The sequence below is a fragment of the Nocardia sp. NPDC060249 genome (assembly GCF_042728755.1).
Classification (GTDB): Bacteria; Actinomycetota; Actinomycetes; order Mycobacteriales; family Mycobacteriaceae; genus Nocardia.
Genome location: NZ_JBHXAQ010000010.1, coordinates 41540 through 67196, shown reverse-complemented (window position 1 = coordinate 67196; position 25657 = coordinate 41540). Strand labels below are relative to the sequence as shown.

At 69.2% G+C, this 25657-nt stretch carries 29 protein-coding genes; 15 read left to right on the top strand and 14 right to left on the bottom strand.

The genetic code is table 11. The features are described 5' to 3' along the window. Positions 1 to 117 precede the first annotated feature (117 nt). Both ACFWFP_RS27425 and ACFWFP_RS27420 read right to left on the bottom strand, forming a co-directional pair. Positions 118 to 897: a TIGR02234 family membrane protein gene (locus tag ACFWFP_RS27425; RefSeq protein WP_379299685.1), complete on the bottom strand. Its 780-nt coding sequence runs from the start codon at positions 895 to 897 to the stop codon at positions 118 to 120. Further along, entirely contained in the window at positions 894 to 2432 is a 1539-nt protein-coding gene (locus ACFWFP_RS27420; RefSeq protein ID WP_379299683.1) for an anthranilate synthase component I, read from the bottom strand. Before ACFWFP_RS27420 ends, ACFWFP_RS27425 begins: the two co-directional genes overlap by 4 nt. A gap of 132 nt (positions 2433 to 2564) precedes the next feature. On the opposite strand from ACFWFP_RS27420, the gene ACFWFP_RS27415 reads away from it, so the two are divergent. From ACFWFP_RS27415 to ACFWFP_RS27400, 4 genes are all read left to right on the top strand, one after another. Next, positions 2565 to 2843: a hypothetical protein gene (locus tag ACFWFP_RS27415; RefSeq protein ID WP_379299681.1), complete on the top strand. Its 279-nt coding sequence runs from the start codon at positions 2565 to 2567 to the stop codon at positions 2841 to 2843. 74 nt (positions 2844 to 2917) lie between these two features. Continuing rightward, entirely contained in the window at positions 2918 to 3388 is a 471-nt protein-coding gene (locus tag ACFWFP_RS27410) for a peroxiredoxin (RefSeq protein WP_379299679.1), read from the top strand. Between the two features lie 67 nt (positions 3389 to 3455). Next, positions 3456 to 4028 carry a permease gene (locus ACFWFP_RS27405; RefSeq protein ID WP_379299677.1) on the top strand — a complete coding sequence of 191 codons (573 nt, stop codon included), beginning with the start codon at positions 3456 to 3458 and terminating at the stop codon, positions 4026 to 4028. Between the two features lie 143 nt (positions 4029 to 4171). Continuing rightward, positions 4172 to 4639, top strand: a complete 468-nt coding sequence (locus tag ACFWFP_RS27400; protein ID WP_379299675.1) for a MarR family winged helix-turn-helix transcriptional regulator — start codon at positions 4172 to 4174, stop codon at positions 4637 to 4639. Here the strand turns inward: ACFWFP_RS27400 and hisI are convergent. Next, a complete protein-coding gene (gene hisI, locus ACFWFP_RS27395) occupies positions 4636 to 4980 on the bottom strand; it encodes a phosphoribosyl-AMP cyclohydrolase (protein ID WP_379299673.1) in 345 nt (114 codons plus the stop codon). The two genes, ACFWFP_RS27400 and hisI, sit on opposite strands and share 4 nt — an antisense overlap. Continuing rightward, positions 4977 to 6230: a PucR family transcriptional regulator gene (locus ACFWFP_RS27390; RefSeq protein ID WP_379299671.1), complete on the bottom strand. Its 1254-nt coding sequence runs from the start codon at positions 6228 to 6230 to the stop codon at positions 4977 to 4979. Before ACFWFP_RS27390 ends, hisI begins: the two co-directional genes overlap by 4 nt. Positions 6231 to 6407: 177 nt before the next feature. Between ACFWFP_RS27390 and ACFWFP_RS27385 the strand changes: the two genes are divergently transcribed. From ACFWFP_RS27385 to ACFWFP_RS27355, 7 genes are all read left to right on the top strand, one after another. Next, positions 6408 to 7166 carry an ABC transporter ATP-binding protein gene (locus ACFWFP_RS27385; RefSeq protein WP_379299669.1) on the top strand — a complete coding sequence of 253 codons (759 nt, stop codon included), beginning with the start codon at positions 6408 to 6410 and terminating at the stop codon, positions 7164 to 7166. Next, complete coding sequence (locus tag ACFWFP_RS27380) at positions 7163 to 7912, top strand: ABC transporter ATP-binding protein (protein WP_379299667.1); 750 nt, start codon at positions 7163 to 7165, stop codon at positions 7910 to 7912. Before ACFWFP_RS27385 ends, ACFWFP_RS27380 begins: the two co-directional genes overlap by 4 nt. Beyond that, complete coding sequence (locus ACFWFP_RS27375) at positions 7909 to 8787, top strand: branched-chain amino acid ABC transporter permease (protein WP_379299665.1); 879 nt, start codon at positions 7909 to 7911, stop codon at positions 8785 to 8787. Before ACFWFP_RS27380 ends, ACFWFP_RS27375 begins: the two co-directional genes overlap by 4 nt. After that, positions 8784 to 9836 carry a branched-chain amino acid ABC transporter permease gene (locus ACFWFP_RS27370; protein ID WP_379299663.1) on the top strand — a complete coding sequence of 351 codons (1053 nt, stop codon included), beginning with the start codon at positions 8784 to 8786 and terminating at the stop codon, positions 9834 to 9836. The genes ACFWFP_RS27375 and ACFWFP_RS27370 overlap by 4 nt, the downstream gene beginning before the upstream one ends. Further along, the gene (locus ACFWFP_RS27365) at positions 9826 to 11082 is read left to right on the top strand and encodes an ABC transporter substrate-binding protein (protein WP_379299661.1); all 1257 of its coding nucleotides are present in this window, start codon (positions 9826 to 9828) and stop codon (positions 11080 to 11082) included. Before ACFWFP_RS27370 ends, ACFWFP_RS27365 begins: the two co-directional genes overlap by 11 nt. Positions 11083 to 11162: 80 nt before the next feature. Next, on the top strand, positions 11163 to 11909 hold the full coding sequence (locus ACFWFP_RS27360) for a hypothetical protein (RefSeq protein ID WP_379299659.1): 747 nt from the start codon (positions 11163 to 11165) through the stop codon (positions 11907 to 11909). Between the two features lie 84 nt (positions 11910 to 11993). Further along, entirely contained in the window at positions 11994 to 13151 is a 1158-nt protein-coding gene (locus tag ACFWFP_RS27355) for an acyl-CoA dehydrogenase family protein (RefSeq protein WP_379299657.1), read from the top strand. Positions 13152 to 13158: 7 nt separating this feature from the next. Here the strand turns inward: ACFWFP_RS27355 and ACFWFP_RS27350 are convergent, their stop codons facing one another. The 4 genes from ACFWFP_RS27350 to priA form a co-directional block, all read right to left on the bottom strand. Continuing rightward, positions 13159 to 14097, bottom strand: a complete 939-nt coding sequence (locus ACFWFP_RS27350; RefSeq protein WP_379299843.1) for a TIGR03564 family F420-dependent LLM class oxidoreductase — start codon at positions 14095 to 14097, stop codon at positions 13159 to 13161. Between the two features lie 147 nt (positions 14098 to 14244). Next, a complete protein-coding gene (hisF, locus tag ACFWFP_RS27345) occupies positions 14245 to 15060 on the bottom strand; it encodes an imidazole glycerol phosphate synthase subunit HisF (protein ID WP_379299655.1) in 816 nt (271 codons plus the stop codon). 5 nt (positions 15061 to 15065) lie between these two features. Further along, positions 15066 to 15887 carry an inositol monophosphatase family protein gene (locus ACFWFP_RS27340; RefSeq protein ID WP_379299653.1) on the bottom strand — a complete coding sequence of 274 codons (822 nt, stop codon included), beginning with the start codon at positions 15885 to 15887 and terminating at the stop codon, positions 15066 to 15068. An 8-nt stretch (positions 15888 to 15895) separates the two neighbouring features. Further along, positions 15896 to 16627 carry a bifunctional 1-(5-phosphoribosyl)-5-((5-phosphoribosylamino)methylideneamino)imidazole-4-carboxamide isomerase/phosphoribosylanthranilate isomerase PriA gene (gene priA, locus ACFWFP_RS27335; protein WP_379299651.1) on the bottom strand — a complete coding sequence of 244 codons (732 nt, stop codon included), beginning with the start codon at positions 16625 to 16627 and terminating at the stop codon, positions 15896 to 15898. Positions 16628 to 16686: 59 nt separating this feature from the next. Between priA and ACFWFP_RS27330 the strand changes: the two genes are divergently transcribed. Both ACFWFP_RS27330 and ACFWFP_RS27325 read left to right on the top strand, forming a co-directional pair. Next, a complete protein-coding gene (locus tag ACFWFP_RS27330; protein WP_379299649.1) occupies positions 16687 to 16863 on the top strand; it encodes a hypothetical protein in 177 nt (58 codons plus the stop codon). 20 nt (positions 16864 to 16883) lie between these two features. Next, a complete protein-coding gene (locus tag ACFWFP_RS27325) occupies positions 16884 to 17420 on the top strand; it encodes a hypothetical protein (RefSeq protein ID WP_379299647.1) in 537 nt (178 codons plus the stop codon). Here the strand turns inward: ACFWFP_RS27325 and ACFWFP_RS27320 are convergent, their stop codons facing one another. Next, on the bottom strand, positions 17421 to 18023 hold the full coding sequence (locus ACFWFP_RS27320) for a maleylpyruvate isomerase family mycothiol-dependent enzyme (protein ID WP_379299645.1): 603 nt from the start codon (positions 18021 to 18023) through the stop codon (positions 17421 to 17423). A 240-nt stretch (positions 18024 to 18263) separates the two neighbouring features. Between ACFWFP_RS27320 and ACFWFP_RS27315 the strand changes: the two genes are divergently transcribed. Both ACFWFP_RS27315 and ACFWFP_RS27310 read left to right on the top strand, forming a co-directional pair. Beyond that, positions 18264 to 19505, top strand: coding sequence for a DUF2786 domain-containing protein (locus tag ACFWFP_RS27315; protein ID WP_379299643.1), 1242 nt, complete (start codon positions 18264 to 18266; stop codon positions 19503 to 19505). A 68-nt stretch (positions 19506 to 19573) separates the two neighbouring features. After that, positions 19574 to 20188 carry a nucleotidyltransferase family protein gene (locus ACFWFP_RS27310; RefSeq protein ID WP_379299641.1) on the top strand — a complete coding sequence of 205 codons (615 nt, stop codon included), beginning with the start codon at positions 19574 to 19576 and terminating at the stop codon, positions 20186 to 20188. A 92-nt stretch (positions 20189 to 20280) separates the two neighbouring features. Here ACFWFP_RS27310 and hisH read toward each other — a convergent pair whose 3' ends face one another. The 5 genes from hisH to ACFWFP_RS27285 all read right to left on the bottom strand — a co-directional run bounded on the left by hisH (position 20281) and on the right by ACFWFP_RS27285 (position 25638). Further along, a complete protein-coding gene (gene hisH / locus ACFWFP_RS27305) occupies positions 20281 to 20910 on the bottom strand; it encodes an imidazole glycerol phosphate synthase subunit HisH (protein WP_379299639.1) in 630 nt (209 codons plus the stop codon). Further along, positions 20907 to 21521 (bottom strand): imidazoleglycerol-phosphate dehydratase HisB, encoded by a 615-nt coding sequence (hisB, locus tag ACFWFP_RS27300; RefSeq protein ID WP_056824871.1) that lies wholly within the window; start codon positions 21519 to 21521, stop codon positions 20907 to 20909. The genes hisH and hisB overlap by 4 nt, the downstream gene beginning before the upstream one ends. A 23-nt stretch (positions 21522 to 21544) precedes the next feature. Continuing rightward, positions 21545 to 22672, bottom strand: coding sequence for a histidinol-phosphate transaminase (locus ACFWFP_RS27295; protein ID WP_379299637.1), 1128 nt, complete (start codon positions 22670 to 22672; stop codon positions 21545 to 21547). Next, on the bottom strand, positions 22669 to 24006 hold the full coding sequence (gene hisD, locus ACFWFP_RS27290) for a histidinol dehydrogenase (RefSeq protein ID WP_379299635.1): 1338 nt from the start codon (positions 24004 to 24006) through the stop codon (positions 22669 to 22671). The genes ACFWFP_RS27295 and hisD overlap by 4 nt, the downstream gene beginning before the upstream one ends. Before the next feature lie 129 nt (positions 24007 to 24135). Next, positions 24136 to 25638, bottom strand: coding sequence for a protein kinase (locus tag ACFWFP_RS27285; protein ID WP_379299841.1), 1503 nt, complete (start codon positions 25636 to 25638; stop codon positions 24136 to 24138). Positions 25639 to 25657 lie beyond the last annotated feature (19 nt).

Here is a 25657-nt window from a genome sequence, read left to right as displayed (position 1 = left end):
GAATCCTTTCTGGGGAGACGCACTTCTCGCCCGAGAGTCCCCTCGGGCGCTGTCTCACCGATGCTGGTAAAGAATAAATGCCCGCCGCGCGTGTCACTGCGGCGGGGGTGCTGCCGGTCACTTGCTCTCCCCGGCCGGACCGGCGCCGGGGGCGTCAGGGGTATCGGTCGGGTCGGTGCCCGCGTCGAGCGCGTCCCACAGCACCCGGTCCGACAGTGGTGCCGCGGTTCCGGTCTCCGCGTTCTGCTTGCTCACCGCGGCGCTGGCGTCGGCCTTGCGGAACACCGGGTTGTCGTATTTGTCGGAGACCTCGGTGTGTTCGCCGGCGCGGCGGGTGAGCAGGATGCCCGCGGCCAGTGCCAGGCACGCCGCGACGATCGACAGGATCGCCGGCCCCAGGTGTGTGTCGGCGGAGCTGACCACCGCGCGCACCGGCAGTTCGGCCAGCGTCCCCGCCCGGTCGGCGGTCTTGCCCGCGCCGACGGCCAGCGCGAAGCCCGGCACCGCGGCGGCCGCGGCGACGACCGAGATCACCACCCCGAGCAGCTGCCGCAGCACGCCCTTGACCGCGAACACCGCCGCGATCGAGGCGACCAGCACCAGCGCGAGCGGGGTGAGCGCGCCGAACCACACGCCACCGTTGAGGTCGTCGGTGCGCGGTTCGGTGAGCCCGTCGGCCGAGTACACCGTCACCCACGTCATCCGCGAGGCCGCCCACAGCCCGGCCGCCGCCAGCGCGAGCAACACGACCGGCACGATCGGCTTCGCCGCCGTGGCTCCGGTGGCCCGCACGCTCGCCACCTCGGCGGGACGTGCGGCCGACGAGTTCGAACCGTCGGCCGACGAGTCCGCCGGGTCGGCGGAATCGGTGTGGTCTGCTCCGGGCGTGGCCGTCATAGGTCCCCGCCTTCGTAGGTGCGCAGGGTCTGCGCCGCCGCGATCGCCTTGAGCACCGCCATGGCCTTGTTGCGGGCCTCGGTGTCCTCGTAGACCGGATCGGAATCGGCGACCACGCCCGCGCCCGCCTGGACGTAGGCGGTGCCGTCCTTGAGCAGGGCGGTGCGGATGGCGATGGCGGTGTCGGCGTCGCCGGCGAAGTCGAGGTAGCCCACCACTCCGCCGTAGACGCCGCGCCGGGTCGGTTCCAGCTCCTCGATCAGCTCCATCGCCCGCACCTTCGGCGCGCCGGACAGCGTGCCCGCGGGGAAGCAGGCCCGCACCGCGTCGAGCGCGATCTTGCCCTCGGCGAGCGTCCCGGACACCGTCGAGACCAGGTGCATCACGTGGCTGTATCGCTCCACGTGGCGGTACTGGGTGACCTTCACCGTGCCGGGACGGCAGACCCGGCCCAGATCGTTGCGACCGAGGTCGACGAGCATCAGGTGCTCGGCGTTCTCCTTCTCGTCGGCCAGCAGGTCCTTCTCGAGCAGGATGTCGTCCTCGGCGCTCTCGCCGCGCCAGCGGGTGCCCGCGATCGGATGTGTCGTCGCCACGCCGTCTTTCACGGTGACCAGCGATTCAGGACTCGAGCCGACGATCGAGAAGGCGGTACCGCCCTCGCCGTCGGGGATGTGCATCAGATACATGTACGGGCTCGGGTTCGAGGCCCGCAGCATCCGGTAGACCGCGAGCGGGGATCCGGTGTAGTCCATTTCGAAGCGCTGCGAGAGCACCACCTGGAACGCCTCGCCCGCCTCGATCTCCTTGATCAGGCGGCGCACGCCTGCCCCGAATTCCTCGGTGGTGCGCCTGCGCAGGAACTGCGGCTCGGGCTGATCGAAGACCGACACCGTGGAGGGCGCGGGGGTGGCCAGCGCGGCGGTCATCCGGTCGAGCCGGGCGACGGCGTCGTCGTAGGCGGCGTCGACCCGGGAATCGGTGCCGTCCCAGTTCACCGCGTTGGCGATGAGCGTGATCGCGCCCTCGTGATGGTCGAACGCGGCCAGATCGGTGGCCAGCATGAGCACCAGTTCGGGCAGCTGCAGATCGTCGGTGGCGAGTTCGGGCAGCCGTTCGATCCGGCGCACCGCGTCGTAGCCGAGGAAACCGACCATGCCGCCGGTGAGCGGCGGCAGCCCGGGCAGCCGTTCGGTGCGCAGCAATTCGAGGGTCTCGTGCAGCACGCGCAGCGGGTCACCGCCGGTGGGCGCGTCGACGGGCACCGTGCCGAGCCAGGCGGCTTCGCCGTCCACCACGGTCAGCGCCGACGGGCTGCCCGCGCCGATGAACGACCAGCGCGACCACGAACGCCCGTTCTCCGCGGATTCGAACAGGAAGGTTCCCGGCCGGTCGCCCGCCAGTTTGGAATAGGCCGAGAGCGGAGTTTCGGAGTCCGCCAGCACCTTTCGGGTCACCGGGACGACCCGGTGCTCGGCGGCGAGCAGCCGGAACTGTTCGCGGGTCGTGGTGGTTGGTGTCGACGCGCCCTGCATCTGCCCATCATCCCAGGCGCGCCACCGCCGACGCGCGCGGACCCGACCCCGCGCCGAATCGGGCAGTGACCGGCATCACTACACTCGCCCGGGTTCCATGTCGCATGCGGTATCCCCTTTCCGAGAGGAGCAATGTTGTACCCCTCGCACCAGGGCGCACAGGACGGCCTGCTGGCCGTCCCGTCGCAGCAGCACTACGGTCCGGGCCAGCAGGCGGTGGCGACGAGCGCGATCAATTCGTTCGTCACCTACGCCAAGGCCATCCAGGACCTCGACAAGAAGAATTTCCCCGACGAGTACGCCGGGCACAGCGACCGCATCCGCGAGCTGGAACCACTGCTGCGCGCGCACGGCATCCTCGACGTGATGCAGATCCGCAATCCCGACATCGCGGCGCTGCTCGAGCAGTAGGCCCCGGAAGATCCCCGTTCGCCACCGCGAGCGGGGATCTTCCTTACTCGGCCGCCGGTCGTTACTGTCTGGGCATGCAGCCAGGCCAGCGCGCTCCGCAGTTCGAGCTCCCCGATCAGTCCGCCCAGCTCCGCTCGCTCGACGGCTTGCTCGCCGACGGCCCGGTGGTGCTCTTCTTCTACCCCGCCGCCAATACCCCGGTGTGCACCGCCGAGGCGTGCCACTTCCGTGATCTGAGCGGCGAGTTCGCCGCGCTGGGCGCCTCGTGCGTCGGCATCAGCACCGACAGCACCGAGGTGCAGGCCGGTTTCGCCACCAAGCAGCGCCTCGACTACCCCGTGCTGTCCGACAGCGACGGCGCGGTGGCCGCCGCCTTCGGTGTGAAGCGTGGACTGCTCGGCAAGCTCGCCCCGGTGAAGCGGCACACCTTCGTGATCGACACCGACGGCACGATTCTCAAGATCGTCACCGGTGAGCTGCGGGCGGCCGTGCACGCCGACGAAGCACTGGCCTTCCTGCGCGAACGCAGCACCACCCGGGAGTAGTACCGGTCGGCGAATCGCCGGGCGGTGGATCGACGCCCGGCGACCCCGACGCACCTACGCTGAGCAGATGACAACCGGCGAGGTGCAGTCGAGCGGTCAAAAATCCACCGCCGTCGTATGGCGCAACCGGGCGATCATCACGCTCGCCACGGTGGCGGTGCTGGTGGCCGCCTACTTCATCCTGTCCTCGTTCATCCCCCGCTGGTGGGCGCAGCGGCTGGCCAACACGGTGCACGGCAGTTTCAGCTCGGGCATCTGGTGGGGCCTTGTCTACGGGTTCGCGTTCACCCTGGTACCACTGCTGCTGCTGATATTCGCGGTGCGGGTGTGGAAGCGCAAGGGCGGCAAGTTCATGGCGGGCGCGGCGGTGATCGTCGCGCTGGCCTGTGCGCTGCCGAATCTGATGACCTTGACGATCGTGCTCGGTGGCAACAATGCCGCACACGCCGGTCAGCGAATTCTGGATGTCGACGCGCCCGCGTTCCGCGGCGCCTGCCTGGTCGGCGCGATCATCGCGGCGGTGCTGTTCGTGCTGGTGCTCGCCCTGATGGGCAAGCGTGGATTCAGCCGTCACAAGGCCGCCAAGGCCGCGGCGCGGGAGCCGGTGCCCACTACACCGCCGATGACCGGCGATCGGTGACCCTCGCCCGCACCCCGCGGTGATGTGAGTGACCTCACGACCACCGCCAACTCGCGGACGCCACAGCGACGTCGTGGCAAACTCTTTACTGTGCGCGCCTCACCCCACCATGTCCGCCGCCCGGCCGCGAGGCAGTACCGTCGATGACCCAGTGGCTCGACCCCGTCGAACAACGCGCATGGCAGGCGATCGTCGCGCTCATGACCCGGATTCCCGGGGCGCTGGACACCCGGCTGCAACGTGAGTCCGGGCTCACCCATTTCGAGTTCCGGGTGCTCAGCCTGCTCTCCGAAGAAGCCGGCCATCGGCTGCAACTGAGTGACCTCGCCCACAAGGCAAATGCGTCGCTATCGCGACTGTCCCATGTGGTCTCGAAGCTGGAACGCCTCGGCTGGGTGCGCCGCGACACCACCGCGGGCCGACGCGGGGTGTACGCGGTTCTCACCGACGCGGGTTTCGAGAAGGTGATCGAGGCGGCCCCCGGCTATGTGGACGCCGTACGCAGGCTCGTGCTGGACGGCCTCACCGACAAGCAGACCGCGCAACTGGCGGTGCTCGGGGAAACCCTGTCCGACCGGCTGAACCGAATCCTCGTCGAAGACGGCGACTAGCCGGCGACGAGCAGCACGTCGGCGTCGAAGCAGGTGTGGGTGCCGGTGTGGCAAGCGGCGCCCTCCTGATCGACGATCAGCAGCAGGGTGTCGCCGTCGCAATCCAGGCGTACCTCGTGCACGTACTGAGTGTGTCCTGAGGTCTCGCCCTTGACCCAGTACTGCTGACGCGAACGCGAATAGTAGGTCGCCTTACGGGTTTCCAGCGTGCGAGACAGCGCCTCGTCGTCCATCCAGGCCATCATCAGCACGTCGCCGGTGGCCTTTTCCTGCGCGATCGCGGCGATCAGTCCGTCCTCGGTGCGCTTGAGGCGGGCGGCGATGGCGGGATCGAGGCTCATGCCTCGTTTATAACAGCAGCCAGTTCGATGGCCACCAGCAGTTCCACGAGGTCGTTCACGCTGCGCACATTGCGACCGGTCAGTTCCTGGATCCGGCCGAGCCGGTACTTGGCCGTATTGAGGTGGATGTGGAGGGTGTCGGCGGCTTCGCGCAGGTTCATGTCGGCGGCGGCGAACGCGCGGATCGTCTCGGCCAGGGTCCCGCCGCGCACCCGGTCCTCGGCCAGCGCGCTCCCGATTCGGGGATCCACCAGCTGACGGGTGGTGTCATCGGCGCGCAGGAGCAGGTATTTGAACGGCGTGAGCTGCGGTAGCGCGAGTACCCCGCCACCCTCGGGCAGCAGTTCGAGCGCGGCCTGCGCCTGCCGGTAGGCACGCGGGATCTGGGCGACCTCGGTGACCGCGGTGCTCACCCCCACGGCCAGAGTGATGCCCTCGGCACCCAACTCGTCCTGCGTCGCGCGCAGTCGCTCGCACAGTCCGTCGGCCACGCCGCCCGCACCGAGCGCGGGCACCGCGACGATCTCGGATCCGCGTACCACCGACAGCGTCCGCAATCCGTTGACCGTGCACCGGGCTACCGCGGCGGACACCAACTGCCGTGCCTGAACGAGACTTTCGGACGAATCCTCGCTGCGCTCGGCCCGATCGAGCACGACCGCGGTGACCACGACCACCGGCGCGGTGCGTTCGGCGCCGATTCCGTGCGCGGTGGCCACCGACAGATGCGGACCGCTCGCCGGCAGCGCGCCGTCGAGCAGCGCGTCCATCAGCGCCTGCGAGTCGCGCCCGGATTCGGCGGCCACGTACTGCTGGAACTCCAGGTACGCGTCGGTGGCCTGAGTACTGATCAGATCGGTGTAGCGGGCCAGCGGCCCGGCCAGGGACAGCACGGCTGCCTGACCTGCCTCGGAATCGCCCGCGTGCGCGAGCAGCGTTTTCCAGATGGCGCGCTGACCGAGGCGGAACGCGGCGATGTAGTCCACCAGCGGCAGCCCGGTGCGGGCGCGTCGCGCCGCCGCCTGCCGGGCGTAGGCGACATCGGCCGGGCACACGCGTCGATGTTCGAGCAGCGCGCCGAGTCCGGTACGGCTGAGCCGGGCGAGCTGATCGTGTACGTCGTCGAGGACGCCGGGGCCCGCGGTGGCGTAGCCGGGCAGCTGGGCGCGGATCTTGGCCATCACGTCGTCGGCAATCTCGTCGGCGTGTTCGTAGGCGCAGCCCGCTATCCGCCTGCGCTCGGCCTGCACCTGAGCAGACTCGGGCGAAACGGATAAACGTGATCCAGCTGACATATCCGGGGAGTGTGCAGGGACACGACCATGGTGTCAACCACGTCACACTGTCCGCAGCGGACGAGCAACGGCCCAGTTCTTGGTCCGTAACGTCCGATGTGGGGTCCGACCTGCGATCTTAGTGTTCGTCGCATGCTCGAGATAACCAACCTGACGGTGCGCTTCGGCGGCATCACCGCCCTGCAGGACGTCGGGTTCACGGTCGCCCCCGGCGAGATGGTCGGCCTGATCGGACCCAACGGCGCGGGCAAGACCACCCTGTTCAATTGCATGACCCGGCGCAACCGGCTGACGTCGGGCACCATGCGCTACCTCGACACCGATCTGTCCACGGTGCGGCCCGACGCGCTGGCCGCGCTCGGCATCGCCCGCACCTTCCAGAACCTCGGCCTGTTCCCCCGCCTCTCGGTGCGCGAGAACGTGCTCGTCGGCGCGCACCACCGGGCCTGTGCGGGCTTCGTGTCAGCCGGACTGCGGTTGCCGAAGGTCCGCAAGGAGGAGAAGCTGCTGCATGCCGAGGCCGACGAACTGCTCGAACGCCTCGACCTGACCGCGGTCGCCGACCACCCCGCCGCCGGGCTGCCCTTCGGCACCCTCAAACGCATCGAACTCGCCAGAGCGCTGGCGGTGCGGCCACAACTGCTGCTGCTCGACGAACCGGTGAACGGTTTGAGTCACGGGGAAGTGGACGAATTCGCCGACCGCCTGCGCGGCCTGCAAGCCGACCTCGCGCTCACCGTGATCGTCGTCGAACACCACATGGGTTTCGTGATGGGCACCTGCGATCGGGTGATCTGCCTCGAGTTCGGCCAGGTGATCGCCGAGGGCAAACCCGAAGCGGTGCAGCAGGATCCGGCCGTCATCCGCGCGTACCTGGGGGCTTCGGCATGAGCGAGCACTGGCCGACGACCGGCACCGCGTTCTTGACAGTCACCGATCTGCATGCCGGCTACGGTGCGGCGAAAGTCCTGCACGGCGTCAGCTTTTCGGTCGAGCAGGGCGCCGTGTGCGCGATCCTCGGCCCCAACGGCGCGGGCAAGACCACCCTGCTGCGTGCCCTGTGCGGGATGATCAAGGTTCGCGGCAGTCTGCTGCTCGACGGTGACGAAGTATCCGGTCGCGCACCGGAATCGATGGCGCGCCTCGGCGTCGCCCATGTTCCCGAGGGGCGCGGCACCTTCGCCCCACTCACCGTCGAAGAGAACCTGCGCCTCGGCGCCTACCCCCGCCGTGACCGCGCCGCCGTCGACACCGATATGCGCCGCGTCTACGACTACTTCCCGATCCTGCGCGACAAGCAACGCGACGCCGCGGGCGGCCTGTCCGGCGGCCAGCAGCAGATGCTCGCCATCGGCCGGGCGCTGATGCTGCGACCGCGCGTGCTGCTGCTCGACGAACCCTCGCTGGGCCTCTCACCGCTGGTCACCCAGGAGTTGTTCGGGATCGTCGCCACCATCAACGAGGAGGAACGCACCACGGTGATCGTCGTCGAACAAAACGCCCACCTGGCACTCGGTGTCGCCAAGCAGGCGCACGTCCTGGAAACCGGGCGCATCGTCTTGTCGGGTACCGCCGAGCAGATCAGGGCCGATGAGCAGGTCACCCGCTCCTACCTGGGAATCCAGGTGAAGCCGTGATCGAATTCTTGCAGCAACTCGTCGAGGGCCTTTCCGCGGGCGCGATCTACGCGGGTCTCGCGCTGGCCCTGGTGCTCATCTACCGATTCACCGGGATCGTCAATTTCGCCCAGGGTGAGCTGGCCATGTTCTCGGCGTTCCTGGCCTGGCAGCTGAGCCAGATCATGCCGTTCTGGGCGGCGCTGATCCTCACCCTCGCCATCTCCTTCGCCGGCGGCATGCTGATCGAACGAGTGGTGATCCGTCCGGTCGAGGGCGCACCCGAGATCACGCTGGTGATCGTCACCGTCGGACTGTTCTTCACCATCCATGCCACCGCGGGCTGGATCTGGTCCTATCAGACCAAATCGTTCCCGAATCCCTTCCCGGAGGGGGCTTTACGTGGCGGCGGCCTGAGTGTGGGCTACGGCAGTCTCGGCGTTCTGCTCGTCGTCGCCGCAGTGATGGCGCTGCTGTATCTGCTGTTCCGCTACACCAGGATCGGGCTCGCGATGCGGGCGGTGGCGTGTAACCCGCAGTCGGCCAAGCTCGTCGGCATCCGGGTCGGCACCGTGCTCGCGCTCGGCTGGGGGCTGGCCGCGCTGGTCGGGTCGGTCTCGGGCGTGCTGTCGGCGCCGCTGCTGTTCCTCGAACCCAACATGATGGGCGGGGTCCTCATCTACGCCTTCGCGGCGGCGACGCTGGGCGGGTTCGACTCCCCCGGCGGCGCGGTGGCGGGCGGTCTGATCGTCGGCGTCGCCGAAACCCTCACCGGCGCTTACGTCGACGCGATCGGCACCGAACTCAAGATCGGTGTGCCGCTGGTGATCATCCTGGGCGTGCTGTTGCTGCGCCCGCAAGGTCTGTTCGGACACGCGGCGGTGGAAAGAGTATGAGCGAAGTGAAACTCTCCGACAAGCCCGCCACCGCGAACCCGACTGTCCCACAGAAGAATTCCGTCCACACTCGTATCAGTGCCATCCGGTGGCCACTGCTCGCGACGGCAGCGCTACTGCTGCTCGCCTGCGCGGCCCCGTTCCAGCTGGTGCCGTTCCACACCTTCCAGCTGGCCATGGCGATGATCTACGCGGTGACCCTGCTCGGGCTGAACCTGCTGGTCGGCCACACCGGCCAGATCTCGCTCGGCCACGGCGCGTTCTTCGCCGTCGGGGCCTATACCGCCGCAATCGCGATGGAGCATTGGGACACACCGTATTTGGCGACCATCCCGATCGCCGCGGCCGTCACCTTCGTCCTGGGTTTCGCCCTCGGCGTCCCGGCGCTGCGACTGCGTGGGCTGTACCTGGCGCTGGTCACCCTGGCCATCGCGATCTTCCTGGTGCCGTTGCTCAAGCGATTCGACGGGGTCACCGGCGGCTCCATGGGACTCGTCGTCGACAAGCCGGTACCGCCCGCGTGGACCGGCCTCGCCGAGGACCAGTGGCTGTACTTCCTGGCGCTTGCCACCACCGTGATCAGCTTCGTGCTGGTCGCCGGAATGCTGCGCTCGCGAGTCGGCCGCGCACTGCACGCGGTGCGCGACAACGAGATCGCCGCCGAGGTGCTCGGGGTGAACCTGGCGCACTACAAAACGCTCGCCTTCGCCTGGAGCGCGCTGCTGGCCGGCGTCGCGGGCTGCGTCTACACCTGGGTGATCGCGTTCGTCTCGCCCGACTCCTTCGCGCTGACGCTGTCGATCACGCTGCTGGCCGGGCTGGTCGTGGGCGGGCTCGGCACCACCTGGGGCCCGCTGCTGGGCGGACTGTTCGTGATGTTCGTGCCCAGTTTCGCCCAGGACGTCAATCAGGCCGCACCCGGCGTCATCTTCGGACTGCTGATCATCGCGGTCATGTACCTCGCGCCGAAGGGTCTGGCCGGCTTGGCCACCCAGTGGACGCAATGGCTCGGACATCGTGTCCGGAAAGGGAAAACTCATGCGCACTAGGGCAATCCGCTCCATCGGCATGGCGGCCGCGCTTCTCGCGACACTGACCGCGTGTGGCGGTCGTGGCGAGCAGACCGGTACCGCCGGGCTCGGCGACTGCCAGGGTCAGCAGACTACCGGCATCACCGACAGCACCATCAAACTAGGCGGGGCGTACCCGCTGTCGGGCCCGGCCTCGGCCTACAGCGAGGTACCGAAGGGCATCAGGGCCTACTTCGACTACATCAACGCCGAGCAGGGCGGCATCGACGGACGCAAAGTCGAGTACATCGTGCGCGACGACGGCTACCAGCCACCCAAGACCGTCGAGGAGACCCGTCGGCTGGTCGAACAGGATCAGGTGTTCGCAGTCTTCCAAACCCTGGGCACCGCAACGTCTTCGGCGGTGGCCGATTACCTCAACCAGCGCAAGGTGCCCCAGATCTTCGTCGCCACCGGGGCGAACAAATTCGGATCCGGCACCGAGCACCCGTGGACCATCGGCTGGCAGCCCAGCTATCGCACCGAGGGCCTGGCCTACGCGCAGTACGTGAAAGCGCAGCGGCCGAACGCGACCGTGGCGGTGCTCTACCAGAACGACGACTTCGGCAAGGACCTCCTGACAGCGTTCACCCAGGGCGTCGCGGGCAGCGGGGTGAAGGTGATCGCCGAGCAGAGCTTCGAGGTCACCGACCCCACGGTCGACGCTCAGGTGCGCAATCTGGCCAATGCCAAAGCCGATGTGCTGCTGAACTTCTCGACACCCAAGTTCGCCTCGCAGGCGCTGGCCGCCGACGTGCGCAACGCCGACTGGAATCCGCTGCACGTGCTCGCCGTGGTCTCCAACACCATGGCCACCCTGCGCCCGGTCGGGCTGCCCAACGTCCAGGGCACCGTGACCGCGGCGTTCCTCAAGGACGCCGCCGACCCGCGCTGGGCCGCTGACGCGGGCATGCAGACCTACCGGTCCAAGCTGGCGCAGTACGCTCCCGGCGCCGATCCCGGGAACCAGCACACGATGGCCGGATGGACGATGGCCGAGAGCTTCCGCAAGACCATGGAAGCGGCCAAGTGCCCGACCCGCGAGGGCCTGCGGGACGCGATGCGCTCGCTGGACAACGTCTCCGCGGACCTGATGCTGCCGGGCATCGCGATGAAAACCGGCGCGGGCGACGGCTATCCGCTCGAGGCGGTCGGTATCCAGACCTTCGTCGGCGAGCACTGGTCGCTCACCGACGGCGGACTGATCGACACCGCGGGCAAGTAGCCACCCGCCCCTCCCTCGTTGCGCAGTGCGTCCCAGCGTGCGCGGCTCTCCGAAGTACCCCCGATCGATGAGGATCACAGATGAAGATGTCCACCACTCTGGCCACGGCGGCGATGACCGCACTGGCCCTGTGTGTCAGTACCGGGACCGGCAACGCCGATCCCGCACCGCAGACCGAGGTGCGCTACGAGGTGAGCAGGCAGGGTGACTCCGCGGTGCTGTCCACCGACGGCAAACTGCAGGTCGTCGACGGCCAGCTGGTGCTCACCACCGGCGCCGACACCCCGGTCGCCGCGCTGCCGCTGACCTACCGCATGGACGACAAGGTGTTCCCGATCGCCGCCACCATCGACGGCGGCACCGCGACCCTGACCCCGTCCAAGGAGGGCGGCACCCCGGTGGCCCCGGCGACGAACCTGATCACCCAGGACGTGGCCGCGCAGCAGATCGCCGAGTCCTTCACTCCGCGTGATCAGGCCGCGCTCGGCGTACTCAGCCAGCGCCTCGGCGTCGGTGGCGCCGTGGCGGCCATCGTCGGCGCGGTGGTCGGCGGCGGCCTCGGTTGCCTGGTCGGCGGTGCCGCGGGCGCGACCATCGCCAGCCCCGTGATCGTGCTGCTGGTCCCGTGGGTCGGCGCCACCGTGGCCGGTTGCGTACTCGGCGCGGCCACGCTCGGCGCGGTCGGCACGATGATCGGCCTGGTCACCGTCGGCGGTCCGCTGGCGCTGTTCTCGGCTTACCAGTACTTCTCGACCATTCTCGCGCCGTGCCCGGCCGAGCTCGGCGCCTACTGCAAGGATCCCGCGGTCCCCACGCCGCCGAAGTAGCACCGCACCGCCGTCTCGCCGGCCCGCCCGATCACCGCGTCGGGCGGGCCGGCTCGTGGCCGTCTCCGGCCGGTAAGGAACCCCATGCGCAGAACAGTTTTCGATGCCGAGCACCGCACCTTCCGGGCGACGATGCGTGCGTTCATCGCTGCCGAGGTCGTGCCGAGTTTCGGCAAGTGGTACGACGACGGACTGGTGCCGCGCGAATTCTATTACCGGCTGGGCGAACTCGGGATCCTCGGCATGGAGGTGCCCGTCGAACACGGCGGATCCGGCCTCGACTCGTTCCGGTACCGGGCGGTGCTCGCCGAGGAGATCGCCCGCGCCGCGGTGTCTTTCGGCGGGTCCAGCGCTCATGTGTCCCGCTGTCTGCCCCTGATCAACGACCTGGCGACCGAGCGGCAGCGCCAGCGCTGGCTGCCCGGATTCGTCACCGGCGAAACGATGTTCGCGCTCGCGGTCGCCGAACCGGGCACCGGCACGGAGCCCGCGGGCATGCGGACCACCGCGCCCCTGTCACTGGACGGCAGCGAATACCTGCTCAACGGTTCGAAGACCTACGTCACCGGGGGCGTGCACGCCGACCGCGTCATCGTGTGCGCGCGCACCGCGCCCCCGCGCGCCGACGACCCCACCTACGGCCTGTCGCTGCTGGTCGTCGACAGCGCCGCTCCCGGCTACCGCGTCGGGCGCGCCATCGACACACTCGGCCGAAAGGTCTCCGACACCGCCGAACTGACCTTCACCGATGTGCGGGTGCCGGTGACCGACCGGCTCGGCGCCGCGCACCACGGCGACGACCATCTCGCCTCGCAGCTGCCACGGGAACGGCTCACCATCGCCGTCGGCGCCCACGCGCAGGCCAGGGCCGCCGTGCGTTTCGCGCATCGCTTCACCGCCGAGCGCACCGCGTTCACCCACTCGGTGGCCGGCTTCCAGAACACCAAGTTCGAGCTGGCTGCCTGCCGCGCCGAGGTCGACGCCATCGAGGCGGTCGTCGATCGCGCGCTCGCCGCCCACGACCGCGGCGACCTGACCCCCGCCGACGCGGCCTCGGCGAAGCTGTTCTGCACCGAGTCGGCGGGCCGGGTGATCGACCGCTGCCTCCAATTGCACGGCGGGGTCGGCTATCTCGCGGACTCGCCCATCGCCCGTCTCTACGCCGATCACCGCATCGATCGCATCGTCGGCGGCACCAGCGAAGTCCTGCGCACGATCATCGCCGCCGAGATGGGGTTGTGACGCCCGGTCAGCGGGCGCGATTCAGCGCACCGAGCAGCCGCCAGGTGCGCTGCTGGTCCTCGGGCGTGGTCAGGTCGGTCTGGGAGAACACCACATCGGTGGCGCCCGCGGCGAAGTAGTCGGCCACGCGGGCGGCGACCGTCTCCTCGTCGCCGATCACCACGAGTTCGGCGGCCCGCTGGGCGCCCGACAGCGCGACCACGCGCTGATACGACGGAATCGTGTCGTAGAAGGCGGTTTTCGCCTCGGCGATGCGGCGCGCCGCCGCGATGTCGGCGGTGACGACCCCGGGCACCAGCGCCACGACGCGGGGGCGCGGCCTGCCCGCGGCGGCCGCGGCGGCGGTCAGCGGCGCGACGATGTGCTCGGCCAGTGCCTCGGGACCGACCAGGAAGGGCAATGTGCCGTCGGCCAGTTCGCCGGTGGCCCGCAGCGCCTGCGGCCCCATGGCCGCGACCAGCACCGGCACCGTCGGGTCGGCACCCGCGACAGCGGCGGGCATGGGACTGGCGGCGGTCACTGTCGCACCACGGAAGTCGACCTCACCGGTGTCGAGAATCGACCGCAGCGCGGTGAGGAATTCCCGCAGCCGCAGGGCAGGCCGGTCGAACGGCCCACCGAACGCGCGTTCGGACAGCGATCGGGCGCCGAGTCCCACCCCGAGCACGAACCGTCCGCCGGTCGCCGCCTGCGCGGTCTGCGCCTGGCTCGCCACCAGCAGCGGATGCCTGCCCGGCACCGGCACGACCGAGGTACCCACTTCGATCCCGGGCACCGCGCGACCGATCAACGCCGACAACACGATCGCGTCGTTGCTGAAGGTCTGGCCCGACCAGACCGAACTCAACCCGACCTCGGCGGCCACGCGGGCGAGGTCGACGGCCGCGTCCACCGCGTTGGCGGACTGGTCGAGGGCGAACGGGGACAGCGCGATTCCGATGCTCATCCCGGTGACAACACCGGCGTGATCGCGAATCATCGCCATCGGCGCACGGTGATTCCATCGTCCGCGCACCGATGGATCGTGGTGCGCGGCCACCGAAGGTTCTCGGCGTCCGGCGAATTCGGCCGGAGTCGTGCTCCGGAACTCGCGTCAGCGAACGGTGATGCCGTCCGCGCGCATCGCGTCTTTCACCTGGCCGATGGTGAGGTCACCGAAGTGGAAGACGCTCGCGGCGAGCACCGCGTCGGCGCCCGCGTGGACGGCGGGCGGGAAGTGTTCGACCGCGCCCGCGCCGCCACTGGCGATCACCGGGACGCGCACGGCGGCGCGCACCGCGGTGATCATCGGCAGGTCGAAACCGGCCTTGGTGCCGTCGGCGTCCATCGAGTTCAGCAGGATCTCGCCCACACCCAGCTCGGCGCCGCGGATGGCCCATTCGACGGCGTCGATGCCGGTGCCGCGCTTGCCGCCGTGGGTGGTGACCTCCCAGCCCGACGGGGTGTCGGGCTGACCGTCGGGCACGGTGCGCGCGTCGACCGAGAGCACGATGCACTGGGCGCCGAAGCGTTGCGACATCTCGAACAGCACTTCGGGGCGCGCGATGGCGGCGGTGTTCACCGACACCTTGTCCGCGCCCGCGCGCAGCAGCCGGTCGACATCCTCGACCGTGCGCACGCCGCCGCCGACGGTGAGCGGGATGAAGATCTGTTCGGCGGTGCGGGTCACCACGTCGAGCATGGTGCCGCGGTCGCCGGTGGAGGCGGTGACGTCGAGGAAGGTCAGTTCGTCGGCGCCCTGAGCGTCGTAGGTGGCGGCCAGTTCCACCGGATCGCCCGCGTCGCGCAGGTTCTGGAAGTTGACGCCCTTGACCACGCGGCCCGCGTCGACATCCAGGCACGGGATCACACGGACCGCCAAGGTGCTCGGCGCGGTGGTGCCGGGTCGTTCGTCGGTGCGCGGTGTCATGGAGTTCACCCTCGTTCTTCTTCGCTGACGGTGCAGATCATTTCCAGCAGTTCTTCGTGCACGCCCGGCGCGGCGGCCAGCACCGAACCGGAGGTGATCGTCCACGGCGCGCCCGCCAGGTCGGTGACCACGCCGCCCGCGGCGCGCACCAGCGCGACCCCGGCCGCGTTGTCCCACGGATGGTGCCCGAACACGACCGCGCCGCCGAGCACGCCAGAGGCGGTGAACGCCAGGTCGATGCCGGTCGCGCCGTGCATCCGCACCCGCGAGGACAACCGGCTCAGCGCGCCGAGCAGGTCGAACCGGAACTGGCCGGGGATGCGGCCCGCCGAGTCGAGGTTGAAGGCGCCGAATCCGATCATGGAGTCGGCGAGCTTGCCCGGTTCCAGCGGTGGCGATGCCACACCGTCGAGGTACAACGGGCCACCGGCCACCGCGGCGTAGCGGCGACCCAACATGGGCAGCCAGGTCAGGCCGATCACCGGCTCGCCCTCGTGCACCAGCGCCAGCAGGGTGCCCGACATCGGGTGGCCCGAGGAGTAGTTGAAGGTGCCGTCGATCGGATCGAGCACCCAGGCCGTGCCCGAGGTGAGCGCCGGCCCGCCGAATTCCTCGCCGTGCACCGCGATGCCGGTCCGTTGCTGGAGTTCGGCGGAGATGGTGCGTTCCAGCTCGAGATCGAGTTCGGTGGCGAAATCGTTGCGGCCCTTGGTCACCGCGCTCGGCGCGCCGAGTCCTTCGACGAAACGCGGGACCACGCCGTCCAGGATCTGGGTGGCGACGGTCAGCAGGTCGGTCAGTTCGGCGGTGCTCGGCGCGGCGGTCATCGTCGGTGTCAGCGCACCGCGGCCAGAGCTTCGGGCAGCGTGAAGCGGCCCGCGTACAACGCCTTGCCGATGATCGCGCCCTCCACACCGTCGTCGGCCAGGCCGGCGATGGCGACGAGGTCGTCGAGCACGGAAATGCCGCCGGACGCGACCACCGGTGCTTCGGCGGCGTTGGCGACCTCGCTCAGCAGCTCGAGGTTGGGGCCGGTCAGCGTGCCGTCCTTGGAGACGTCGGTGACCACATAGCGCGCGCAACCGTCACGCTCGAGGCGTTCGAGCACCTCCCACAGGTCGCCGCCGTCGGTCACCCAGCCCCGGCCGCGCAGCCGCCACTGCCCGTCGATCTGCTTGACGTCGAGCCCCACGGCGATCCGGTCGCCGTACTCACCGAGCACTCGTGCGCACCATTGCGGATTCTCGATCGCCGCGGTGCCGATGTTCACCCGCGCGCACCCGGTCGCCAGCGCCGCCTTCAGCGAATCGTCGTCGCGGATACCACCGGACAGCTCGACCTTCACGTCGAGTTCGCCGACGACCTGGGCGATCAGTTCGCGATTGCTCCCCGTGCCGAAGGCCGCGTCGAGATCGACCAGATGCACCCACTCGGCCCCCGCTTGCTGCCACGCCAGCGCCGCGTCCCGAGGCGACCCGTAGCTCGTTTCGCTACCGGCCTCCCCTTGCACAAGGCGCACGGCCTCACCATTGGCGACATCGACAGCGGGCAACAGCACAAGACTCACGCATTCAGACTAGTAGGTCTGTGTCGTCGTTCCCGCAACGGTCCGCGACGGTGAGGCCCGTGTCACGCGAACCCCGCGCACAGACGCGGTGCGCCGAGCGGGTCGGGCTTGCCGGCACCGCCCTGCCGACGCGGGATGACACGCTCGCGGCGGATGTCGTGTTCCTCGGCCACGGCGGCGGAATCGAGCAGGCCGCGCTGTTGCCAGGACGCCGTTGTTACACCGAATCCTGTTGAGCGGGCGCCGATTACAGCTCATGTCAGTGGTTCTGGATACAGTTCGTGCCGACGCGCGCATCCGCGTCGGCTCGACCGATCAAAGGAAAATTGTGTTCCGTACAGGTGTACTGGGTAGTTTGCTGGGCTCGATCGCGATAGCGGCGGTGATCGTGGCGCCGAATGCGGCAGCAGGCCCCCCGGACGCGGCGCGGCTCGCGGGCTGCGATTTCGGCCGTGAAGTATCGACCTACGACCACGCACACGACCTCGACGGCTATTTCGAGCGTGTCCTCGACCGCAGCACGGGCGCGTTCCACGCCGAGTTCACCGAGTCGAGGGACGCGCTGGCCGCGGCCATGCGTCAGGCGGAGGTTCGCTCCACCGCCGAAAACATCACCTGCGGCGTGGTGAGCGGCGATTTCCTCAGCGCGGACGTGCTGGTGACGCTGACACAGATCCGTTCCAACGCGAACGCTCCCGAACCCCAGCGCCTGAACATGGCCATCAACGTCAGACTGACCAACGTATGGGGCCGTTGGCTGGTGCACGAACTCGATTCCCCGCTGCTGAAGTAGTCAGCCGAGGCGGCGGCGGAGTTCGGGGAGTCCGCCGCCGGTGAGGTCGGCGAGCGCGGCCGTGCGGCCGACCACGGCCAACGCGATGGCCTCGCCGGGGCCGCGCACTTCCGGGCCGTCGCCGCAGGACCAGTCGACATCGGTGGCGACGAACCGCAGACCCTTGGCATACCTGGCCGGGAAGGCGAAGGGGTCGGGGTAGTTCAGGACCGCGATGAGACGGTCGGCGGGGATCGTCCGCGGGCGGCCGAGGGGACGGCGGATGTCCTGGTGGTGGACGACGAGGTCGGAGAGCATCAGCCGGGGCGAGTACTTCGACAGGCGACCCGACTCGGTCTCGAGCTTGTCCACCAGCTGCGCGGTCGTCAGCTCCGAGAACGACCGCGCGAGCGCGTTGTTGGTGCGGTTGACCGAGCCCCGGCTCTTCACCACGACGGCCGCGTAGCCCAGCGGGCTCAGGGTGTCCTGCAACAGGTGGCCGACGACGTCACGAACCCGCCACCCCGCGCACAGCGACGGCGTCTGCCATTCCTGCTCGCTCAACCCCCGCAGCAGTTCCACCAGTTCGGCTCGTTCGTCGAGAACCATCCCCCGATAACTCATCCCGCCAGCCTAGGCCGATCGCCCCATTTCCGAAACCCTCTTCGCTCAGTTCCCTTGGGCGAGTAGCGATTACGACGGCTCAATCGGCCCCGAGCGGCTGACCTGCCTCGACTGTTCGACGTGGGCCGGATGACATCGCGGCCGCATGAGGCCGATGCGCGAGAATGGACGCCGCGAACCTCTCCCCTCTGCCACCCCCGTTGCGGGTAGCACCCGCACGAACAGGATCGGCGTACCCCCTTGGCCAAGCAGAATCGTCGGCGCCGGACCGGCCGTAAACCGGCAGCCGCTCCCGGACTTCCGATCGATGCCGCGGTGTCGAGCGACCGGTCGCAGGTGGCCGATGCGATCGCGACCGTCGCCTTCCTCGCCGCCCAGGGCGACAAGAACGCGATCGGACGATTCGCCGAGCAGGTCGCCGGCGCCGAACTGTCCTCGGGAGTACAGCTCGCCGCTCAGCGGATCATCGGCCGCGCTTTCGAGTTCGGCTGGTTACCCCGCGATGTTCACGAGGCCGCGCGCAGACGGGTGGACGAGTTCGCGGTGAGCTATCTGACCGATCTGATGGCCGATCACCGGTCCGATTTCCCCGCACAGTCCGTCGACGAGATCTGGCAGTCGCACCTGGACGAGCTGAGCGCCACAGTCTGGTGGACATCCGAGCGCCCCCACCTCGACCAGTGGGCCGACCGCGCGCTCCTCACCCGCGAAGAGGCCCTCACCTCCGCCCTGACCGCCCTGGCACTGCTCGTCCAGCTCCCGAAACTCGAGCAGATCGTCGCGCTGCCCGGCACCCGCGGGCAGACCGCCACACACCACCATGTCGACGAGAAGACCCTCGGCCGAGTCCGTGGCCTGCTCGCCAAGGCCGAATCGACTTCCTTCGCCGAGGAAGCGGAGACCCTGTCCGCCAAGGCGCAAGAACTCATGACCAAATACGCGATCGACCGCGCCCTGCTCGCCACCCAGCGCACCGACCCCGACCTCCCCGCCGCCCGCCGCGTCTGGCTGGAAACCCCCTACACCGATGCCAAAGCCCTGCTCATCGACATGGTCACCCGAGCCAATCGCGCCCGCGCGATCTTCGTCGCCGACTGGGGTTTCGTCACGATAGTCGGCGACGACCCCGACCTCGACGCCGTGGAAATCCTGTCGACATCCCTGCTCGTCCAAGCCACCCGCACCATGATCGACAACGCCACCACCGAGGAATCCCGCTCCCGCCACTACCGCAAGGCCTACCTCACCGCCTATGCCACGCGAGTCGGCGAACGCCTTGCCGAGGCGGCCGAAGCAACCATCGCCGACTCCGCCGACCCCACCCGCCTACTCCCCGCCCTGGCCACCCACCAGCAACGAGTAGACAAAGCCTTCGCCACCTACTTCCCCACCGTCCGCACCCGCGGGATCACCATCCGCAGCGCCGAAGGCTGGACCGCAGGCACCGAAGCCGCCGACCGAGCCGACTTCGACAGCCCCTGAATCGACCCACCGTTGCCCGGTCGACCTTCGCCCTCCCTGGTATCCCGGCGCGGTGGTAGGCATGAGCAGTGATCAGCCAACTGCCTCTCGACGAACAACTCGATGCCCTCCGAGACGCGCTCTCGCGCAACGAGGTGCTGACGGAGGTGTTGTCCCGGTCTGCGTCCTTGGACCTGCCCGGCTGGTATCTGACGGCGGGTTGTCTGTTCCAGACTGTCTGGAACACAGTCACCGACCGCGCCCCTGGCGAGGGCATCAAGGACTACGACCTGTTCTATTTCGACGCCACCGATTTGTCCTGGGAGGCGGAGGACGCGGTCATCCAGTCCGCGAAGCAAGTTTTCGCCGACGTCCCCGCAGAAGTGGAGATCCGCAACGAGGCGCGGGTCCATCTCTGGTACGAGGAGAAGTTCGGGACGCCGTGTCCTGCCTACATGTCGACCGAGGACGCCATCGACTCCTTCGCCGCGACTACGTGCTGCTTGGGAGTTCGCCTCGAGCAACCCGGCGACCGTTGGCGCGTCTACGCGCCGCACGGGCTGTCCGACGTGTTCAACCTCGTCGTGCGCCCCAATCCGGTCTTGGCGCCACGCCATGTCTACGAGGCGAAGGCCAGCCGCTGGCGCCGTCATTGGCCCGAGTTGACGGTGCTGCCCTGGCCGACAGCGGCAACCCCGACCTGACCGGTTGACGCCGCGCGACCCGGGTCAGGTCGATCGACGCCACCCCACCAGACTCGCGACTGCGCCTGGGCACAGTCGCGGTCGGTGCCGGACTACAGCGAACCGATCCAGTTGCGCAGCAGCTGCGCGCCCGCGTCGCCGGACTTCTCCGGGTGGAACTGGGTGGCCGAGAGCGGTCCGTTCTCGACGGCGGCCAGGAAGGGCACGCCGTGCTCGGCCCAGGTGAGCTTCGCGGGTGCGATGTGCTCGTTGTCCGGGAGTTCCCACTGCTGCGCCGCGTAGGAGTGGACGAAATAGAAGCGGGTGTCGGCGTCCATACCGGCGAACAGCGTGCTGTCGGCGGGTGCCTTCACCGTGTTCCAGCCCATGTGCGGCAGGACGGGGGCATCCAGGCCCGCGACCGTGCCGGGCCATTCGCCGCAGCCTTCGGTCTCGACACCGAATTCGACACCGCGGTCGAACATGATCTGCATGCCGACGCAGATGCCGAGCACAGGGCGTCCACCGGCGAGGCGCTGGCCGATCATCCGATCACCACGCACCGCGAGCAGCCCCGCCATGCAGGCCGCGTACGCGCCTACGCCGGGAACGACGAGGCCGTCCGCCGCCAGCGCGGCCTGGGGATCGGCGGTGACCTCCACCTGCGCACCGGCACGCACCAGCGCGCGTTCGGCGGAGTGCAGATTGCCGGAGCCATAGTCCAGCAGCACAACGGATTTCACAGCACACCCTTCGTGGACGGCACACCGCTGACCCGGGGGTCGATTTCCACGGCGGCACGCAGCGCCCGGGCGACAGCCTTGAATTCGGCCTCGGTGATGTGGTGCTGGTCGCGGCCGTAGAGCACCCGCACGTGCAGCGCGATGCGGGCGTTCTGCGCGATCGACTCGAAGACGTGCTTGTTGAGCACCGTCGAGTACGAAGCGCCGGGGCCCGCGCTCGGGATGATGGTGTGCACGAGGTGTTCGGGCTCACCGGTGAACACGCAGTACGGCCGGCCGGACACGTCGACGGCGGCGTGCGCGAGGGTCTCGTCCATCGGGATGAACGCGTCGCCGAAGCGGCGGATCCCCTTCTTGTCGCCCAGCGCCTGCCCGAGCGCCTGCCCCAGCACGATCGCGGTGTCCTCGACGGTGTGGTGCGCTTCGATCTCGATGTCGCCCTCGGCCCGCACGACCAGGTCGAACCCGGCGTGCGCGCCGAGCGCGGTCAGCATGTGGTCGTAGAACGGCACCCCGGTGGAGATCTCGGTCTGCCCGGTGCCGTCGAGGTTCAGCTCCACCAGAATCGAGGACTCTTTGGTGACGCGTTCCACCCGCGCTGTTCTGCTCATGATGTGCTCCTCCACAGGTGGATTCAGTGAGTAAGGTCGGTGCCCGCGACAGCGCGGCTCACGCGCAGGAATTCGTCGTTCTCGGCGGCGAGGCCGATGGTGGCGCGCAGGTACCCCGGGATGCCGACATCGCGGATCAGCACACCCGCGTCGAGGTAGTGCTGCCACGCGGCGCCCGCATCGGTGAACCGGCCGAACAGCACGAAGTTGGCGTCGCTGGGGATCACATCGAACCCGAACGAAACCAGCGCGGCGGCGACCCGATCGCGCTGGGCCGCCAATTCCGCGACGCTGCCGAGGGTTTCGTCAGCGTGACGCAATGCCGCGCGCGCGGCGGCCTGGGTGACCACCGACAGGTGATACGGCAAGCGCACCAGCAGAATCGCGTCGATCACCGCGGGTGAGGCGGCCAGGTAACCCAGTCGCCCACCGGCGAAGGCGAACGCCTTGCTCATAGTGCGGGTGACCACGAGCTTGGTCGGGAACCGGTCGATCAACATGATCGCGCTGGGTACCGCGGAGAACTCGCCGTACGCCTCGTCCACCACCACGATGCCGGGCGCGACCTCGAGAATCCGCTCGAGCTCGTCGATCGGGATGCTGTGCCCGGTCGGGTTGTTCGGGCTCGTCACGAACACGACGTCGGGGCGGCGTTCGGCGATCTGCGCCACCGCGTAGTCGATGTCGAGCGAGAAGTCACCGCTGCGTTCGGCCTCGACCCACTCGGTGTCGATGCCCTCCGAGATGATCGGATGCATCGAGTAGGAGGGCACGAAACCCAGGGCGCTGCGGCCCGGGCCGCCGAACGCCTGCAACAGCTGCTGCAGAATCTCGTTGGAGCCGTTGGCCGCCCACACGTTCGCGGTGTCGACCGCGACGCCCGTCTGCCGGGTCAGATACTCGGCCAGGTCGTGGCGCAGCGCGACAGCGTCGCGATCCGGGTATCGGTGCAGTTCGGCCGCGGCCGCGCGCACCGACTCGGCGACATCATCGATCAGCGCCTTGCTGGGCGGGTGCGGGTTCTCGTTGGTGTTGAGCTGCACCGGCACCGTCAATTGCGGTGCGCCATAAGGCGATTTGCCCCGCAGGTTGTCGCGCAGCGGGAGCTGGTCGAGGGTCGCCGAGGCGCCGGGCACGGTGGGAGCACTCACGACAGCGCCTCGAAACGCGCCTGCACGGCCTGACCGTGCGCGGGCAGATCCTCCGCGTTGGCCAGGGCGACAACGTGTCCGGCGACATCCTTCAACGCCGCCTCGGTGTACTCCACGATGTGGATGCCGCGCAGGAACGTCTGCACGCTCAGTCCCGAGGAATGCCGTGCGCACCCCGCGGTCGGCAGCACGTGGTTGGAACCGGCGCAGTAGTCGCCCAGGCTGACGGGCGCCCACGGGCCGACGAAGATCGCGCCCGCGCTGCGCACCCGCGCGGCGACAGCGGCCGCGTCGACGGTCTGGATCTCGAGGTGCTCGGCGGCATAGGCGTCGACCACCCGCAGACCCTGCGCGATGTCGTCGACGAGCACGATGCCGGACTGCTTGCCGCTCAGCGCTTCCCGCACCCGATCGTGGTGCTTGACCACGGCGAGCTGAGCGTTCACCGCGGCGTCGACCGCGTCGGCCAGCGCGGGAGAATCGGTGACCAGCACACTGGCGGCGAGCACATCGTGCTCGGCCTGGCTGATCAGGTCGGCGGCCACGTGTACCGGATCGGCCGTGGCGTCCGCCAGCACCGCGATCTCGGTGGGGCCTGCCTCGGCATCGATGCCGACCAGCCCACGGCACAGCCGCTTGGCCGCGGTGACGTAGATGTTGCCGGGCCCGGTGATCAGGTCGACCGGCTCGAGCGCCCCACCATCGGTATCGACGCCGCCGTAGGACAGCAACGCCACCGCCTGCGCACCGCCGACTGCCCACACCTCGTCGACGCCGAGCAGCGCGGCGGCCGCCAGGATCGTCGGGTGCGGCAGTCCACCGAACTGTGCCTGCGGCGGCGAGGACACCACCAGCGACTCGACGCCGGCGGCCTGCGCGGGCACCACGTTCATCACGACCGACGACGGATACACGGCATTGCCGCCGGGCACGTACAGCCCGACCCGCTCCACCGGCAGCCACTTCTCGGTGACGGTGCCGCCGGGCACAACCTCGGTCACCGTGTCGGTGCGCCGCTGATCGGCGTGCACCTTCCTGGTCCGCTCGATCGCCACCTCGAGTGCGGCGCGCACCGCCGGGTCCAGCTCGGCGAGGGCCTTGGTGAGCTCGCCGACCGGCACCCGCACCACGGCGGGCCGCACACCGTCGAACTTCTCGCTGTAGTCCAGCGCCGCCTCGGCACCCCGGTCACGAATGTCTTCGACGACCGGCCGCACATGATGCAGCACCGAGTCCACGTCGACCCCTCCGCGCGGCAGCGCGGTGCGCAGCTCGGCAGCGGAAGGAGTACGACCGCGCAGATCGACGCGGGCGAGCTCGATGCGGGAAGTCATATCGGGGTACGGTCCTGTTCTGTGCTGGGGCTCAGGTCAGCTACCAGCCTAATGGGCGCCCGCCATCGCTTTTCCAGCACATCCCGCCGAAGCGACGGACCCGACCGGCGGATCCGTCGCGAACACCGGCTAGCGGGTATCTCCGTCGATGCGCAGACTGCCGCCGGAACTCACCACGCGCATGACCATGGCCTTGGTGGAACCGTTGATGGTGATGCTGGCCAGGCGCATATTCGTGGAACCGTCGGCGTTGTTGCCGCTGACCGCGGTGATGCTGGCGAAGGTGTCGACGGTGCGGGCGTTCCAGTACTCGCGGAACGCGGACTCGCTACCGTAGACCTGCTGTGCGGCCGGGGTGAGCAGCGACCACGAACCGGCCGGGTTGCTGAAGAAGTCCTCGACCAGCAAACCGGCCGACCCGATGTCGACGGTGCCGACATTGCTGGCCTGCCCGAGCGGCGGAACCGCCGCGCTGGGCTTGGGCGCCGCGGAGGACTGCACCGAGGTCGGCGGACCGGCCTGCACCTGCGGCGAATCCGAGTCCGAGCTGTTCAACGCGCTGAACGCGACGGCGACCGCCGCGACCACCGCACCCACCGCGGACCCGATCAGCACCGCACGCCCCTTGCCTGCCTGCTTGCGCGGGGCGGGCATGGGCTGGGCCTGGGTGCGCGGGTGCGCGGCGGTGTCCTGACGGACCTGCGGGCGCGGGTTGTTCGAGCGGATCTGACGGGTCGTGGCGGTGGACGCGCCCGCATGGGAGGCCCGGCGACCGGACTGCCGGATCACCTGGGTGGTCGCCGCGGAGTTACGGCGGTTGAAAGCCTCACTGGCGGGGACGAATCCAGCGGGCACCGCGTTGTCGTCCTCGGCGAACGCGGCCAGCGCGTCGCGGGCCTCGGTCATCGTCGGACGGTCGAGGGGGTCCGGGCTGAGCAGGTCGAGCAGGAAGTCGGTGGCCGGGCCCGCGTTGTGGGGCTCACGCACCTGACCGTTGGCGGCGGCGTAGAGCACGGCCAGCGGGTTGGCGTTGGCGCCGTAGGGCGGTTCGCCTTCCAGCGCGTGGAAAAGCGTTGCGCCGAGGGCGAATACGTCGGCGGCGGGGGTCGGATCGGAGCCGCGTGCGACCTCGGGTGCCAGGTAGGCGGCGGTACCGCAGATCAGGCCGGTCTCGGTGAGCGTCACGTCGCCGGCCGCGCGGGAGATGCCGAAGTCGGTGATCTTCACCTCACCGTGGTCGCCGAGCAGGATATTGCCCGGTTTCACGTCGCGGTGCACCAGGCCCGCCTGGTGGGCGGCGATCAGGGAGGAGGCCACCTTCTCCCCGATGCGGGCGACCTCGAGCAGCGGCAGTGGTCCCTTCTGGCCCAGTTCACCCGCGAGGCTGACCGACTTGAGGTACTCCATCACCAGGCACGGATCACCGTTGTGCTCGGTGATGTCGAACACCACGATGGCATTGGGATGCTGGAAGCGTGCCGCGTTGCGGGCTTCCCGAATCGCGCGCTGGCGCAACACATCCCGCTCGCCTTCGGGCAAGCTGGGCTTGATGTGGATCTGCTTCACTGCCACGGAGCGTTGGAGGCGTTCGTCGACAGCACGCCATACAACGCCTGTGCCGCCGCTACCAATACGCTCGACCAGGCGGTAA

Bases quoted from the DNA above. Each gene is read 5' to 3' on its own strand.
- ACFWFP_RS27410 (WP_379299679.1), top strand. From the start codon at position 2,918: ATGCAGCCAGGCCAGCGCGCTCCGCAGTTCGAGCTCCCCGATCAGTCC.
- ACFWFP_RS27320 (WP_379299645.1), bottom strand. From the start codon at position 18,023: ATGAGTTATCGGGGGATGGTTCTCGACGAACGAGCCGAACTGGTGGAA.
- ACFWFP_RS27420 (WP_379299683.1), bottom strand. From the start codon at position 2,432: ATGCAGGGCGCGTCGACACCAACCACCACGACCCGCGAACAGTTCCGG.
- ACFWFP_RS27350 (WP_379299843.1), bottom strand. From the start codon at position 14,097: ATGAGCATCGGAATCGCGCTGTCCCCGTTCGCCCTCGACCAGTCCGCC.
- ACFWFP_RS27370 (WP_379299663.1), top strand. From the start codon at position 8,784: ATGAGCGAAGTGAAACTCTCCGACAAGCCCGCCACCGCGAACCCGACT.
- ACFWFP_RS27405 (WP_379299677.1), top strand. From the start codon at position 3,456: ATGACAACCGGCGAGGTGCAGTCGAGCGGTCAAAAATCCACCGCCGTC.
- ACFWFP_RS27400 (WP_379299675.1), top strand. From the start codon at position 4,172: ATGACCCAGTGGCTCGACCCCGTCGAACAACGCGCATGGCAGGCGATC.
- ACFWFP_RS27360 (WP_379299659.1), top strand. From the start codon at position 11,163: ATGAAGATGTCCACCACTCTGGCCACGGCGGCGATGACCGCACTGGCC.
- ACFWFP_RS27425 (WP_379299685.1), bottom strand. From the start codon at position 897: ATGACGGCCACGCCCGGAGCAGACCACACCGATTCCGCCGACCCGGCG.
- ACFWFP_RS27365 (WP_379299661.1), top strand. From the start codon at position 9,826: ATGCGCACTAGGGCAATCCGCTCCATCGGCATGGCGGCCGCGCTTCTC.
- hisD (WP_379299635.1), bottom strand. From the start codon at position 24,006: ATGACTTCCCGCATCGAGCTCGCCCGCGTCGATCTGCGCGGTCGTACT.
- ACFWFP_RS27355 (WP_379299657.1), top strand. From the start codon at position 11,994: ATGCGCAGAACAGTTTTCGATGCCGAGCACCGCACCTTCCGGGCGACG.
- hisI (WP_379299673.1), bottom strand. From the start codon at position 4,980: ATGAGCCTCGATCCCGCCATCGCCGCCCGCCTCAAGCGCACCGAGGAC.
- ACFWFP_RS27380 (WP_379299667.1), top strand. From the start codon at position 7,163: ATGAGCGAGCACTGGCCGACGACCGGCACCGCGTTCTTGACAGTCACC.
- ACFWFP_RS27325 (WP_379299647.1), top strand. From the start codon at position 16,884: ATGTCAGTGGTTCTGGATACAGTTCGTGCCGACGCGCGCATCCGCGTC.
- ACFWFP_RS27340 (WP_379299653.1), bottom strand. From the start codon at position 15,887: ATGACCGCCGCGCCGAGCACCGCCGAACTGACCGACCTGCTGACCGTC.
- hisF (WP_379299655.1), bottom strand. From the start codon at position 15,060: ATGACACCGCGCACCGACGAACGACCCGGCACCACCGCGCCGAGCACC.
- ACFWFP_RS27385 (WP_379299669.1), top strand. From the start codon at position 6,408: ATGCTCGAGATAACCAACCTGACGGTGCGCTTCGGCGGCATCACCGCC.
- hisB (WP_056824871.1), bottom strand. From the start codon at position 21,521: ATGAGCAGAACAGCGCGGGTGGAACGCGTCACCAAAGAGTCCTCGATT.
- ACFWFP_RS27415 (WP_379299681.1), top strand. From the start codon at position 2,565: ATGTTGTACCCCTCGCACCAGGGCGCACAGGACGGCCTGCTGGCCGTC.